12 protein-coding genes are annotated in these 13,375 nt (G+C 60.7%); 5 read left to right on the top strand and 7 right to left on the bottom strand.

From position 1 onward, the window contains the following. Positions 1 to 42 precede the first annotated feature (42 nt). Positions 43 to 1,158, bottom strand: a complete 1,116-nt coding sequence (locus P3T23_RS39550) for a lactonase family protein (RefSeq protein WP_429321490.1) — start codon at positions 1,156 to 1,158, stop codon at positions 43 to 45. A 171-nt stretch (positions 1,159 to 1,329) separates the two neighbouring features. Here P3T23_RS39550 and P3T23_RS39545 point away from each other — a divergent pair, with 171 nt between their 5' ends. The 4 genes from P3T23_RS39545 (at position 1,330) to P3T23_RS39530 (ending at position 5,804) form a co-directional block, all read left to right on the top strand. Then, positions 1,330 to 2,355, top strand: a complete 1,026-nt coding sequence (locus P3T23_RS39545) for an ABC transporter substrate-binding protein (RefSeq protein WP_429321530.1) — start codon at positions 1,330 to 1,332, stop codon at positions 2,353 to 2,355. Between the two features lie 61 nt (positions 2,356 to 2,416). Then, positions 2,417 to 3,913, top strand: a complete 1,497-nt coding sequence (locus tag P3T23_RS39540) for an ATP-binding cassette domain-containing protein (protein WP_429321489.1) — start codon at positions 2,417 to 2,419, stop codon at positions 3,911 to 3,913. 83 nt (positions 3,914 to 3,996) lie between these two features. Further along, a complete protein-coding gene (locus P3T23_RS39535) occupies positions 3,997 to 4,860 on the top strand; it encodes an ABC transporter permease (protein WP_429321529.1) in 864 nt (287 codons plus the stop codon). Next, positions 4,857 to 5,804, top strand: coding sequence for an ABC transporter permease (locus P3T23_RS39530; protein WP_429321488.1), 948 nt, complete (start codon positions 4,857 to 4,859; stop codon positions 5,802 to 5,804). Before P3T23_RS39535 ends, P3T23_RS39530 begins: the two co-directional genes overlap by 4 nt. Positions 5,805 to 6,514: 710 nt before the next feature. Here P3T23_RS39530 and P3T23_RS39525 read toward each other — a convergent pair. The 4 genes from P3T23_RS39525 to P3T23_RS39510 all read right to left on the bottom strand — a co-directional run bounded on the left by P3T23_RS39525 (position 6,515) and on the right by P3T23_RS39510 (position 9,673). Further along, complete coding sequence (locus P3T23_RS39525) at positions 6,515 to 6,802, bottom strand: DUF1330 domain-containing protein (RefSeq protein ID WP_429321487.1); 288 nt, start codon at positions 6,800 to 6,802, stop codon at positions 6,515 to 6,517. 479 nt (positions 6,803 to 7,281) lie between these two features. After that, on the bottom strand, positions 7,282 to 7,926 hold the full coding sequence (locus tag P3T23_RS39520; RefSeq protein ID WP_429321486.1) for an SLC13 family permease: 645 nt from the start codon (positions 7,924 to 7,926) through the stop codon (positions 7,282 to 7,284). Further along, the gene (locus tag P3T23_RS39515) at positions 7,923 to 8,621 is read right to left on the bottom strand and encodes an SLC13 family permease (RefSeq protein WP_429321485.1); all 699 of its coding nucleotides are present in this window, start codon (positions 8,619 to 8,621) and stop codon (positions 7,923 to 7,925) included. Before P3T23_RS39515 ends, P3T23_RS39520 begins: the two co-directional genes overlap by 4 nt. 17 nt (positions 8,622 to 8,638) lie before the next feature. Further along, the gene (locus tag P3T23_RS39510; RefSeq protein ID WP_429321484.1) at positions 8,639 to 9,673 is read right to left on the bottom strand and encodes an amino acid ABC transporter substrate-binding protein; all 1,035 of its coding nucleotides are present in this window, start codon (positions 9,671 to 9,673) and stop codon (positions 8,639 to 8,641) included. A gap of 888 nt (positions 9,674 to 10,561) precedes the next feature. On the opposite strand from P3T23_RS39510, the gene P3T23_RS39505 reads away from it, so the two are divergent. After that, positions 10,562 to 10,726 (top strand): hypothetical protein, encoded by a 165-nt coding sequence (locus tag P3T23_RS39505; RefSeq protein ID WP_429321483.1) that lies wholly within the window; start codon positions 10,562 to 10,564, stop codon positions 10,724 to 10,726. A gap of 222 nt (positions 10,727 to 10,948) precedes the next feature. On the opposite strand, the gene P3T23_RS39500 is transcribed toward P3T23_RS39505, so the two are convergent. After that, on the bottom strand, positions 10,949 to 11,851 hold the full coding sequence (locus P3T23_RS39500; RefSeq protein ID WP_429321482.1) for a hypothetical protein: 903 nt from the start codon (positions 11,849 to 11,851) through the stop codon (positions 10,949 to 10,951). 441 nt (positions 11,852 to 12,292) lie between these two features. Next, positions 12,293 to 13,375, bottom strand: a 1,083-nt coding sequence (locus P3T23_RS39495) for an IS1182 family transposase (RefSeq protein ID WP_429321481.1), incomplete at its 5' end; no start/stop codon positions are given.

Raw genomic sequence — 13,375 nt, 5'->3', positions numbered from 1 at the left:
CGCTGGGCTTCAAACTCCCTGATGAATCACCGCGTCTGGCGCCTACCCAAAACGTACGGCCTTCACACACATTGGCGTACCGACCTCGACGGTGTCGACCTCTTCGGCGGGTTCGCCCGTCGAGGGATCGATGCGGAAGACGGCCAGCCGGTCGCTGTCCTGCAGGGCGACCAGCATGAACCGTCCCGAAGGCGACAATGCAAAGCTGCGGGGCGTCATGCCGCCGGCACTCCGAACCGACGTCGAAAGAATTTCTCCGGTCGCTTTGTCGAGCGTGTAGATGCCGATGGTGTCCTTCCCTCTGATCGATGCATAGAGGTAATGTCCGTCCGGTGCGATCTGCAAATCCGCAGGCTGACCTGCGCCCGGGTTGCCTGGCAGCGCATCCACAGTTTCAAGCAGACGAAGCACGCCATTGACCGGGGAATAGCCGAGGCGGCATACGGTTGAATCGAGTTCGTTCACGACATACGCCGCGAGGCCGTCCGGATGGAACACGAGGTGGCGCGGGCCGGCGCCTGCCTTCATGCGCAACGCGGAGGTGTCCGGCGATTCGAGACGTCCGTTATCGACGTCGATCCGATACGCGATCAGTTCATCGGTGCCCAGATCCGTGACGATCGCGAACCGATTGTCGGGGCTGGGTACGACGCAATGGGCGTGCGGCACGCTTTGGCGGTCAAGCTTCGGTCCGCTGCCTGAATGCGCAAACTCGCTCGACACCGCGCTCAAGCCCCCGTTATCCAGGACCGCGAAGCTCGAGACATGCCGTCCAGGGATTTCCCCGGCCGTCTCATGGGCGTAGTTGGCGACGAACACGGTGGTGGCCTGCCGATCGACATTGCAGTGCGCCGAGAGGCTGCCGCGCGTCGGTTGCCGGTTGATGAGCACCAGTGCGCCGGACTCGAGATCAATGCGATACGCGCTGACGAGCCCCTCAGACTCGCCGAACACTTCACTGGTCGCGTAAAGCAGGCCACGTGACGCGATTACCGCGAGATAGGTCGGATTGGGGATGTCGGTGGTCTCGGCAAGGGGCGTGAGCCTGCCGGCCGCTTCGTCGAAGCTGTACACGACGATACCCCGCCCGTTCGCTGTCGAAAAATACGGCACGCGACGGTTGAGGCATCCGACGAAAACCAATGTGCGGGTATTCATGTGATGAGAATAGGTGTCCGGCACCAAAAAGTATATCTTCGGTTAAACCCTACTTGTATGGTAGTAGAGTTCAAAACTAAGATGCAGACACTGCCTGATTCGACAGCAAGCGTCTTGAGATCGCGATTGGCTGACAGCGGCGGTTCACCACTCCAGGAGACAAGCATGTTGATGAAGAAAGTCATCGTCGCAACCGCGATTGGCGCGGCGTTCGTGGCCGCCGGCGCATCGGCCAAAGTCGCTACGGGCGACACGTCGAAAGACAGGATCGCACTGTCGAACAGTTACGCCGGCAATACGTTTCGCCAGCAGCAGTTGAAGAGCTGGGCGCAGGTGGCCACCGACGCGAAGAAGGTCGGCACGATCGCTGACGCGCCGGCTTTCACCACGGCGGAGAATCAGGCAACAGAACAGGCGCAGCAGATCCAGAACCTGGTTTTGCAGGGATACAAGGCGATCGTAATAAACGCGGCATCGCCTACCGCGCTCAATGGCGCGGTCAAGCAGGCTTGCGCCGCCGGCGTGGTCGTGGTTTCGTTCGATGGAATCGTCACCGAGCCTTGCGCATATCGGATCGCCGCGGACTTCCATCAGATGGGCGCGGTTCAGGTGGACTTTCTCGCGAAGAAGCTTGGCGGAAAAGGCAACATCCTGGAAGTCCGCGGGCTCGCGGGCGTCTCCGTTGACGATGAGATTCATCGCGGCATCGTCGACGAAGTCAAGAAGTATCCCGGGATGAAGATCGTCGGTTCGGTTTATGGCGCATGGACGCAGACCGTGGCGCAGAAGGAAGTGTCTGGCGTGCTGCCTTCGTTGCCCCAGATCGACGCGGTGGTGACGCAGGGCGGCGACGGCTATGGCGCCGCGCGCGCGTTCCAGGCGGCGGGCCGCAAGATGCCGACAATCATTCTCGGCAATCGCCAGGAAGAACTCGCATGGTGGAAGACGCAGGGCGTGGACAGCTATCAGACGATGTCGATCGCGGCCGACCCGGGCTCGTCGACCTTCGCATTCTGGGTCGCGCAACAACTGCTTGCGGGAAATCCGTTGCCGCACGAAATGTCGCTGCCAACGCTCACGGTCACCTCGGCGTCGGTCGACAAGGTCCTGGCTTCGACCGCGCCCGGAACCGTTGCGAGCAACGTATTCACGCGCGACCAGGTGGTCAGGCTCATCGAGGCGCAGGTGAAGCCGTAGGCACGCTTCGCCTATTTTGCCGTCCGCCAGTCGAATCCCCATCCCCGGTTCGGTATCCGCCATGAATCGTAGAGACAGCATCGCCATTGAAGCACTACAGGTCGGGCGGCAGGCCGAACCGTTGATCGCCGTGCGCGACATAGACGTGTCATTCGGTCTTGTGCAAGCCTTGAAGAGTGCAAACTTTCAGTTCATGCGCGGTGAATGTGTCGCGATTGCAGGGCACAACGGCGCCGGGAAGTCCACCCTGATGTCGGTCCTCTCCGGCGCCCGACGCTCGAATTCCGGATGGATCGAGCACGACGAAGTCAGGCACGAGCGCGGGTACAGCGCCGACGTCGCGCGTGGACTCGGCGTGCGGTGCGTGTTTCAGGAGCTGTCGCTCTGCCCGAATCTCACGATCGAAGAGAACATGCGCGCGATGCATCCGCAGCTCAAGGGCATCGGGTGGCGCAAGCGTGCGCGACGCATCATCGAGGCGCAACTCGATGCGATCTTTCCTGAGCATGCCCTTTCAGGCACCGACGTCGTAGGCGATCTTTCCCTCACCCAGCAGCAAATGGTTGAGATCGCCCGCGCGTTTTCCAGCGTCGACAGCCCGGTGAAGGTCGTCATCCTCGACGAACCGACGTCCAGTCTCGACAAGTACACCGCCGAACAATTGCTTGCCTTCGTGCGCAAGGCTGCTGCGAGCGGGATCACCAGCATCCTGATCACCCACATGCTCGGCGAGATGCTGCGCTGCGCGGACCGGATCATGGTCATGCGTGACGGCAGTGTCGTATCGACGCTGAGCGCGCAAGGGCTAACAAGGGACGCGATCATCCGGGCGATGGGCCAGTTCGTCGAAGGCGATGCGACTCCTGAGCGCGAGCGGCGAGCGGCCGCGCATTCGGGCGAAGTGTACAGATGGAACCTCGGTCCGAAAGAACAAACCACGCTCGACGTACCGCGCGGCAGCATTGTCGGCCTCGCAGGGCTTGCGGGGCAAGGCCAGACAGACGCATTGAACGAGATCTATGCCAAAGCCCGCCAGCGGGGCTCGCATCAGCGCGTCGCGTATGTCGCCGGCGACCGGCGTGCGGATGGTGTCTTTCCCGACTGGACAATCGCGCAGAACTTCGCCATCCGCTCACTCTTCGATCGCACGCGGGGGTCGTGGATCGACACGCGACGGCTTCAGGCGTTGTTCGATGCGTGGGCGAAAAAGCTCGATATTCGCGGCGCCACGGGCAACGCCAATATCCTCGCGCTGAGCGGCGGCAACCAGCAGAAGGTCCTGTTCGGACGAGCGCTGGCATCGGACGCTGAACTGGTCCTGATGGACGATCCCATGCGTGGCGTCGACATCGGCACAAAGCTGGAGATCTACCGGTTACTTCTCGAGGAAGCAGCCAAAGGCCGGACCTTCGTCTGGTACACCACCGAAAACGATGAACTGGCGTACTGCGACAAAACCTATGTTTTCCGTTCGGGCCGGGTGACGCAAGAGTTGAGCGCGGCCGAATGTACCGAAGAGGCGTTGCTCGCGGCCAGCTTCGAGGAGGTGACTGAGTGAAATCCATTCCGGTTCGGTTGCGGGGACCGCGCGATCTGCGCTCGGTACTGCCGTTCGCGTCGCTCGTTGCGATCCTCGTGCCGATGGCGATCATCCAACCCAACACGCTCAGCTATTTCGGCGGCGTCATGCTGCTGAACCTCGGCGTTCCGATCGTGTTCGCCACGCTCGCACAACTCGCCGTGATCACCGCAAATGAACTCGATCTATCGATCGGCTCGTTCATCAGCCTCGTTGCATGCATCGGTGCGACCCTGCTGCAAAGTTCGCCGTGGCTGGGCGTGCTGGCGCTCGCCGGATGCGTTGTTCTCTACGCGCTGGTCGGCGCGTTGATCGAGTATCGTCGAATATCGTCGGTCGTCGTCACGCTCGGACTGTCGTTCGTCTGGAACGGCATTGCGGTCCTGCTCCTACCTGCGCCCGGCGGCAAAAGTCCGGACTGGCTGGCGGCGCTGATGGGCTTCCAGTCGCCCATCATTCCTGCGCCGTTGCTGTGGACTGCAGCGATCGCCATCTGCATGCATCTGTTCCTGATGCGCTCGTCGCGTGGCGTAGCCTTGCGTGGCGTCGGAGGAAACGCTGGTGCGATGCGCCGCTTTGGCTGGTCGGTGATACGCGCAAAGGCGATTCTCTTCGGTTGCGCCGGAGTGTTTGGCGTGTGTTCCGGCTTGACCTTGCTCGGTCTGACGACCTCCGCGGATGCCAATATCGCATTGCGCTATACGCTGCTGTCGGTGGCGGGGGTGATCCTTGGCGGGGGTGAGTTCGTCGGCGGCCGGGTGTCTCCTATTGGCGCCGTGCTCGGAGCCATTACGTTGACGCTGGCATCGTCGTTCCTCTCGTTCTTGCAGATCGCCCCTCAGTGGCAGATCGGATTGCAGGGCGCCATCCTGATCGCAGTCCTGTCGCTGCGTCTTCTGGTTCGAACGAAGGAGCAACGCAAATGAGCAAGGTTCTTTCGATACGCCATGCCGCCTGGTTCTGGTCATTTCTCGGCGCCGTTCTGGTCGGTATAGTCGCAAGCGTGGTGTTCGGCCTTGGCACAGCGGGCAGCATGCTTTCGACGGCGTCGGCGTTCGTCGTGTTTTCGGTCCTCGTCGGACTGGGGCAAATGCTGGTGATTACAAGCGGTCCGGGCAATATCGACCTCTCGATACCGGCCACCATTGCGCTGTGCGGCGGCATCGGCATGCGCATCATGGCGGCGAACGATCACTCGATCGTCATTGGTATTCTTGCCGTGATCGCCACGGGCGCGCTGATTGGCCTGTTCAACTATCTATTGATCCGTTCACTGCGCATCCCGCCGATCATCGCGACCTTGTCGTCAAGCTTCGTGCTCCAGTCGTTCGCGATCAGCCTCGGGCGCGGCGGCGCCGCTCCCCCGCCCGCGCTCGAAGACTTTGCGCTCGCTCGCGTGGGCGGAGTCTCGGCTCTGGCGCTCGTCGCCTTGATCATTACGTCACTCATTGCCGTCGTCCTGTTCAGGCTGGTACAGGGACGCAGCTTGTCGGCGCTGGGTCAGAACGCCCGTGCGGCGAATTTCGCCGGGGTCAGGGTGAATGCCGTTCACTGCCTGACCTATGTGAGCTGTTCGGTGCTGGCCGCCATCGCGGCGCTTCTGCTCGCCGCGTTTTCCGGAGGTGCAACGTTGGACATGGGAGCTGACTACATGTTGCTCTCGGTCGCCGTTGTCGTGATTGGCGGCACCCAGGTGTCGGGCGGTCGGCCAAGCGTGACGGGGACCTGGAGCGCCGCATGTTTCCTCTTCCTGATCAACGCCCTTCTCAACGCCAGTGGGGCCGGCGCGGGACTTCGGGCAATCGTTTATGGAGGGCTGATTATTGGGGTAACAGCCATGGCCACTGGCCCCGCAGACGCTCGCACATAGAGAAGCGTGCAGACAACTCCCATGCAGTGCATGCCAGGCCGGGGCCGTCGGACGCTGATGCGCTGCCCGTTTTATTCGGAGCTCACAGCACCGCTTCAAGCGGCGCAGCGGACGATTGGACCCCAGCCTGGCGTTGCCAGCGCTGGGTTCAACAGGCAGACAGTGGAGGACATACGCTGAAGATCGAGATCTATCCGAACGCACTGCACGGTTTCGACACGACGGCGCCGTTGCACGTCTATGCCGGGCACCAGGTCGGCGGCAATCCGACAGCGAGTGCAGCCGCGGAGGCTGAGGCACGCGCATTTCTCGATGCCCGATTAGGCGGAAATTAGAGCGTGCAAACACCTTTCAAGCCAACCAGATCTGAGGATGCGTGACTGTGATTCGAGTATCGCACGCCAAACAATAGAACCTGTTGGCGACCGGCACACTATGCAAGAATGAAAGCTAACAAGACCGCTCGAGTTGTGGGAACACCCGCGGTGGAAATACCCGATTTCTTCAAAAAGTGGACTGGAAGCGCCCCAACCCAATGTCGTCAGGGAACCTGGGAACGTCTGCCGGAAGCGCGAACTCTGCGCGATGCCAGAAAATACAGAGGTCGATGGAATGCATGATTTGCCCACAGAACACAGACGCTCTCCTGCCGCGTCAGTCGTAGGCCAAGGCCCGCTGAGCTCCACGCTCCCGAGCGTTGCCGCCTTTCGTCACACGCCTTCGACGAGAACGGCGCGATAACGCGCGCCCTTGAATCGGTGCTGCGCAGCCTCCTGATATGCCGGGCTGTCGTACCACGCACGCGCGGCCGCTGGCGACGGGAACTCCACGATCACGACACCCTCTGGCGCGTCGCCCTCAAGGACCTGCTGAGGTCCGTAGGCAGCAAGAATCTTGACAGGATGACCTTTGAAAGTCTCGCCCACCTTGCTTTGGTAGATGTCGAGCTCCCCCTGATCCTGCGTGCTTTCCTTTGTGAAGACAATATAAGTCGCCATGACGTACGCTCCTGCGGTGGTGTGAAGGTGCACACGATGATGCCATGAAACCGCATTGGGCCTCGATACGCAGCGTTGGCGCAGATGTCGACCCGTCACTTGGGCGAGAGAACCACCCGATGCTCGCAGACAGACATTCGCGAGGAGATCGCAGCAGGCAGTTCCCTGGCCGATCTTCCTCCTCGCGTCGGACGGATATCGACCCTGACGAGACGTTCGACCTTCCAACTCGCAGCCGTCAGCTCACAGGCGTGGAGCGGGCATTCGGAAAATCAGCTTGGAGGACTTGTATCTCAGCCTTCGAGACGCGGGAAGCCTTCGCGGTCGAAGGCGACGCGGCAACGTCCGTAACGCTCGCTCCTGCGCAGGATCCGAATGCCGAGGAGCGATATAGAAGGCTGAGCGCGCCCAATCATTTGCCTTGCACCACAACCGCAATGGAGAAATCCGCGTAAGCGTGGCGCCGTCAGCTAAATAAGTCAGCGCATAAAGCGCGTCAGCGCGAGTACGTACAATGCGGACGCGGCAAGCTGGACGACGGTGACAGGTAATCCAAAGCGCAGGAATCGGGCGAACGTGACCGGCCTGCCATGGCGGGCGCAGATACCGGCCGACACGATATTGGCGGAGGCACCGATGAGCGTCGCGTTACCTCCCAGCGTTGCGCCAAACATCATCCCGACGAACACCGGAATCGCGGCCGGGGGCCACTGGGTGAAGTGGGCGCCAAGCGCGGCGTCCGGCACCACCTCGGCTGCCACAAGGTAGCCCTTCACCATCAGGATCGCCGCCGCTGCCACGGGGACGTTGGCCAGCAGGCTCGAGAGCAGCGCAATGCCCGCAATCATTGCTAGTGCAACCACTGTCAGAGCGGTGCCGAAGGACTCATAGAGCTGCAGCGCCAGGAGCTGCAGCACGCCCGTCTTGGTCACCGCCTGCACGAGGCAAAAAATGCTCCCAAGGAACAACAGCGTCTTCCAGTCGACATCCCGCAGCACGTTTTCGGTTGGTTCGAACCTCGCTCCGTACCCAACCAGCAACGCCAGCGCACTCGCGATCAGTGCGACCGTCGGCGGCACGAGATGCGTCGGAAGGTTTTCACCAAAAACGAATAGCCCCATCATCGTGCAAGAACGCCGATGGAAAGCACCGCGTAGACGGGTCGTTCGAGTCGCGCGGCGGGCGGCCGCGTCGGCAGTGGCCGCCTCAATTTCCAAAGATCGGGCATCAGCAGGGGCAACAGCGGCACGACAATAACCACCGCGATGCCGCCGCCCAGGCTCACGTGGTGCAGATACTCGCCGAAGGTCATGCCGATCGAGCTGCCGACCAGAAACGTCGCCGGGTCTCCGACGAGCGTCAGCAGACCGGCTGAATTACTGACGATCGCCGTGAGCACCATCGGCCCGACGAAATCCGCCTCCAGAGCCGTGGCGACCCTGATGATAATCGGGGCGAGCAGGATCACTGTCGTTGCATTGGGCAGAAATGCGCACAAGGGCGCCACCAGCGCAACCAGCAATAGCAGGAAGCGTCGGCCGCTCCCGCCGGTGGCGCGCAGGTAAAGGTCGCCGATAAGGTCGAAGAGACCCGTAGTCGACAGGAGCCGTGCCACAACCATCCCGCCGAACAGCAGGCTTAGCGGCCCACCCGAAGCACGTGCTGCGCTGGTGAGGTCGTCCTCGTTCAGGATCCCAAGCGAGATCAGGATGCACACGCCGATCAGCGCAGCAACGGCCATATCGATCACGTTGAAGGCGATCACAAGGATCACTGCTGCGAATACGCCAAGGACGATGTAGGTTTGCAGTTCGCTCATGGCTCGGCCCCCGCTGCCTATCGCACCGGCGGCGCGTACATGAGGCCGCCCTGTGTCCAGAGCCGGTTGAGCCCACGTTCAAGATTGAGGGCGCTTTGGGATCCAAGATTGCGATCGAAGAGTTCTCCATAGTTGCCAACGCTTTGTACCGCGCGCACCTCCCATCCCGGTTCGGCTCCGATGGCCGTGTCAATGTCGTCTCCCGGGGCAAGCGCCCGTATCACCAGGGGATCGCGCACGTTCTCACGGGTGATCCCGCTCTCTTCTGCCGCAATGAGTGAAAACAGCACCCAGCGCACCAGCGTCAACCACTCTGGATCATCGTCGCGCACAGCCGGGCCAAGAGGCTCCTTCGCAATCTGCTCGGGCAGTAGCACATAGGCCTGAGCGCCTCCCGGCGCAAGCAGGCGCGTGGCCGCAAGGTGTGAGGCGTCCGCTGTATAGGCATTGCAGCGTCCTGCAAAAAAGGCGTTCGCTGCTTCGGTTGCCGAATCGACGACGAGCAGCTTCACGTTTGACCGCAGCGCGGCGAAATAGTCCGTGAGATGCGTCTCGCTCGACGTGTCCTTTTCTACACATACGGTGGACCTCGCGAGCCCGGCGGCAGTCTTCACACCACTGTTCTTCGGCACCATAAGAGCCTGGCTGTCATAGTAGAGCACGCCTGCGAACTGGATGCCCAGCGTACTTTCTCGGACGAGGGTCCACGTCGTGTTGCGGCTAAGCAGATCCACTGCACCAGTGCGCAGCGCTGGAAACCGGGCCGACGCTTTCAGTGGAATGAAGGTGACCCTGTCTGCACTGCCCAGCGCAGCGGCAGCGAGAGCACGGCAGAAATCGACATCGATGCCCGACCAGCGCCCCGAGGGGTCTTTTGCAGAAAACCCCGCAACGCCTTCGCTGACGCCGCAGCGTAGCGTACCGTGAGACTTGACCTGAGCGAGGGTTCCGCCATCCGCTGCGTTTGCGACCGATGCTACCGATGTGACAGCCATCAGCAGCGGTACGGTAGCCAGAAAGAGTCTGCGAACGATTTGCTCAAAGCAAGTCATCGAGGTCCCCTATGTCGGACTCTGCACTGCACCAGTTCCGTCTCGCTTCAATGCGGTAGACTGGTGTGAATCGCCAAGGCGATATCGCAGCCGGCGGCACCCAGCGCCCCGATGTCGGCCGTGGCCAGGGCGTCGTAGTCTGTGCCGGCACTGGTCTCGCGCACAAGGGGCCGCCCAGACAGGATCAAGTTTGGTGAGGCTGCCAACTCAGCACAAATTCACTTCTGGCCACAATTGGCTAACGAAATGACGTCTTGACCGCGCGCCAGAGGAAAAACGCACACCCGGCAACCCTGCTTAGGTCTCTCACGTTTTGACTTTATCCTCGGTCATCAGAAGGCCGGTTGACTTTAGTCAAAATCCGCGTACTTCCGCCGGCCGCCTCGCCAGTATTGCCCCTTACCACAGCCGGGGAGATTGAGTGCTCACTACTTTAGCGTACGAAGGTAATGCTGGATCGCGTCGACGGTATTCCAAAAATACTCAATCGCCCTCTTCCCCTGCTCCAGATATGTGAGTGCGCCTTCTTAGTGTCCATGGTAGCTCCCCTGTAAGAGATGTACGATAGCGCGCTTTCCGCGGTTAACAATGGTAGAACCCCTTGCAGTCAAACGGATTCTTGGTGGGCGAGCGCGGCCTCCGTTTTGGCTTGATCAAGTCGGGTCAGTCGGCGCGAAGGTCAGCTGTTTGACGGGAAGCCGCCGCTCGACTGGGCGCAGGGGTGTGTCGGCGAATTCAGTGGTTCGGCGGTTTGGCGCAGCATACGACGCTGGGCGTACGTCCTGTTTGAATCCCATCAATGTTTTCACCGCGCTCGGGAGCGGCTGTCCTCCTTCGTCCGCCAGATTAGAGCGGATGATCGGGTCACAAAGAAATCGGGGGCCCAGCATGAGCGATGCAAAGAGCATAACGTTTGAGGCGGTGCAGCTTAGTGACCGGTCGGAGTACGTTGTGCGCGCTACGTGGCCTGACGGTTACGAACGGCAGATCACCGGCTTTACGGACGATGCCGAGGCCCGCGCGTGGATAACCAATGATGCCGAGGCCGGCTAGACTGGATGGCGCATCGTCCACAGCCTAGCAACTGACGCCCGCAACCGGCGTCGCCGCTATTTAAGTCCAGTGGCCGCATTGACGCCCAATGCGGCCGACGATGTTGCATCGCGTAGGACGGTTTTCGGACCCACAACAGCCCTTCGAGCCGCGCAGACGTGCGACCGCTGCCGCTGCAGTAACGGCCACACATGGCGGGGCACTGATCGGAAACACCGTAGCCTATTGTGCGTTTTCGTTGAAATCGTCGTTGTTGCGCCCGTGGTTGTGTTCCTGCTCATCCCCCGACTCGAACTTGGAGTTTCCCTTGTCGTCGACACAGATTTTCTTTTCGGACTTCCTGATCTGAGCATTGTTTTTATCCGTGACTTTATGCACAAAATCGACCACATCACAATTCGCGGAGCCGGAACCCCCGGAGGCCCCAGAGCCCGATCCCCCGGAAGTCCCGGTGCTAGACCCTCCAGAGCTCCCGCCGCCGGATTCGACGACATAGGTATCCTCGACAGTGCCGACTACCGTCTGTTGGGTCGTATCTGAGAACTCAATGCCGGTGCCGAGCACACCCGAACTTCCCACCGGCGCCGAGGCTGGAATGGGATCGACTTGGGTGATCACATCGACTGACCCATCATCATTGATCTGACCAACTTCAGCAGCCGTATTGGGATTGGTGAAGATCTCTTTTGTCTCTGTAACCGTACTGGGTGTACCGTTCTCCACAACGGTGTCGGTGATGGTTTCCTTGGTTTCAAGGACAGTAGCACCATTAAACGTCGCCACAACAGGTGCGGAGTCCGTCAGCGTCCCCGATCCGGTTACGGGAACGTTGTCTATCGTGCCAGAGACGGAGAAGCTCGCCGTGTCGCCGTTTTCGACCTCGTTGGCAATAGCGGCCTGCAACGGCACCGAAACAGGTTGTGCGGATGTTGTATTTGCATTGTTATTACCGCCCCCACAGCCGCCGAGCAGCATCGCGGAAGCCACGGCCACCAAGGCGCGTCGCGTGGGCAACGCCCGCCGCGCGAGCTCGCCCCGAGGTTCAACGGATGCCGCCCACACGGGATAGCGGTGTCGCGTTGCAAGGGAAACGGCGCGTGCAGTTACGAGAGGATGACGTTTCATAACGAACTCCCCGGTGGCCATTCGGGATTTATTTCAATTGAAACGACGGTGCCACTTCAAAATTAGTGGGCTGGACGTGTTCGCCCTATCGGACCAAGGTCCGATACATGTACAAAGAGTAGGCGATTCGGCGGGGGCAAGCGTATGCCGCGAACCAACCTGCTCAAAAGATCCCCCCGTCGTTGACGGCTTTAGACCATTAGTTAGCAAGCGTTCGCCCTTTACGATTGGGTGGCCGTTCACGGGATGGAGCCGACGCTTGAACGTCCGACCGACGACGCATGTGAACGGCGGTTTGTGGCCCAGAGTGTGTCAAAACGGCTGGCCACTGGGAATTGACGAAACCTGTCTCGGCGCAGGTCGCGGCGTTTCGATTGCGGCAACCCGAACGAGAAATCACAGCCGAACACATCGCAAAGGCTCAACAACCCCGTACGGGCATCACACCCTCATCGCCTTCATAACCGCTTCTGAACCGAGTAGCTTGATCACCCGCTTCATGTTGTACGCCAGCACGTGCAAGCTCATCTCCGTGCTCACCCGCCCGATGGTCCGTGTCAGGAAATGAGTGGCGCCCATCCATGCCTTGATCGTGCCGAACGGGTGCTCGACAGTCTGTCGCCGGATGCGCATCATCTCAGGGGCATGATCAAGTCGCGCCTGCATCTCATCAAGAACAGCTTCGTGTTCCCAGCGTGTCACGCGACGTTGAGGACCGGGCGTGCAGTCCCCTTTTAGCGGACATTGCTGGCAATTCGAACTCCAGTACTTACTGATCTTCAGACCGCGCTCAACGGTTGAGAATCGCCAGATGAGCCGCTCGCCTGCTGGGCACCGATATTCGTTCGTCTGTGCGTTGTAAATGAAGTCATCCTTGCCGAAGCGGCCATGAGCCGTTGCGCTCGATGTCACCGTCTTCGGAACGAACACGCTTATTCCAGCCTCATGGCATGCGAGGATCTCCTCGCTCTTGTAGTAGCCACGATCCGCAACTGCGGTGAGCTTGTCGACGGCCATCTCTGCACGGGCAAGCTTCGCCATCGACGTCAACTGATCACGATCAATGCCATCATTAGTAACGACGTGCGCGACGATCAGATGGTGCTTCGTGTCCACCGCCGTCTGGACGTTGTAGCCGACGACTCCCGTTCCTCGTGTCTTCATCGAACGGGCATCCGGATCCGTGAGCGATACCTGTTTGTCGGGTGCCGCGTTGAGTTGGACCTCGATCTCCTTGAGGCTTCGCATCTGTTCCTTCAAGGCAGCAATCTTGTCCTGCAGTCGCGCTGTTCTGGCCTTCGCAATCGCAGGCTCCTGACGATCCGCTGTGTCCATCGCCTCGAGATAGCGAGCAATACTGGACTCGATGTCGCGCATGCGTCGTTCGAGCTTGGCGCTCGTGAAGTTGCGGTCGCGATGGTTCACCGCGTTGAATTTGCTGCCGTCGATCGCAACGATCGCTTCGGCGAAGAGGTCCAGACGCTGGCATAGCACGACGAACTGACGGCAGACGCTGCGGATCGC

Origin of the sequence: Paraburkholderia sp. GAS448 (genome assembly GCF_050435685.1) — a bacterium.
GTDB lineage: Bacteria > Pseudomonadota > Gammaproteobacteria > Burkholderiales > Burkholderiaceae > Paraburkholderia.
This window is presented reverse-complemented; position numbering and strand designations above follow the sequence as displayed.

Coding starts and splice junctions, on each gene's coding strand:
- P3T23_RS39550 (WP_429321490.1), bottom strand. CDS start 1,158: ATGAATACCCGCACATTGGTTTTCGTCGGATGCCTCAACCGTCGCGTG.
- P3T23_RS39540 (WP_429321489.1), top strand. CDS start 2,417: ATGAATCGTAGAGACAGCATCGCCATTGAAGCACTACAGGTCGGGCGG.
- P3T23_RS39515 (WP_429321485.1), bottom strand. CDS start 8,621: ATGAGCGAACTGCAAACCTACATCGTCCTTGGCGTATTCGCAGCAGTG.
- P3T23_RS39520 (WP_429321486.1), bottom strand. CDS start 7,926: ATGATGGGGCTATTCGTTTTTGGTGAAAACCTTCCGACGCATCTCGTG.
- P3T23_RS39500 (WP_429321482.1), bottom strand. CDS start 11,851: ATGAAACGTCATCCTCTCGTAACTGCACGCGCCGTTTCCCTTGCAACG.
- P3T23_RS39505 (WP_429321483.1), top strand. CDS start 10,562: ATGAGCGATGCAAAGAGCATAACGTTTGAGGCGGTGCAGCTTAGTGAC.
- P3T23_RS39535 (WP_429321529.1), top strand. CDS start 3,997: ATGGCGATCATCCAACCCAACACGCTCAGCTATTTCGGCGGCGTCATG.
- P3T23_RS39525 (WP_429321487.1), bottom strand. CDS start 6,802: ATGGCGACTTATATTGTCTTCACAAAGGAAAGCACGCAGGATCAGGGG.
- P3T23_RS39530 (WP_429321488.1), top strand. CDS start 4,857: ATGAGCAAGGTTCTTTCGATACGCCATGCCGCCTGGTTCTGGTCATTT.
- P3T23_RS39545 (WP_429321530.1), top strand. CDS start 1,330: ATGAAGAAAGTCATCGTCGCAACCGCGATTGGCGCGGCGTTCGTGGCC.
- P3T23_RS39510 (WP_429321484.1), bottom strand. CDS start 9,673: ATGACTTGCTTTGAGCAAATCGTTCGCAGACTCTTTCTGGCTACCGTA.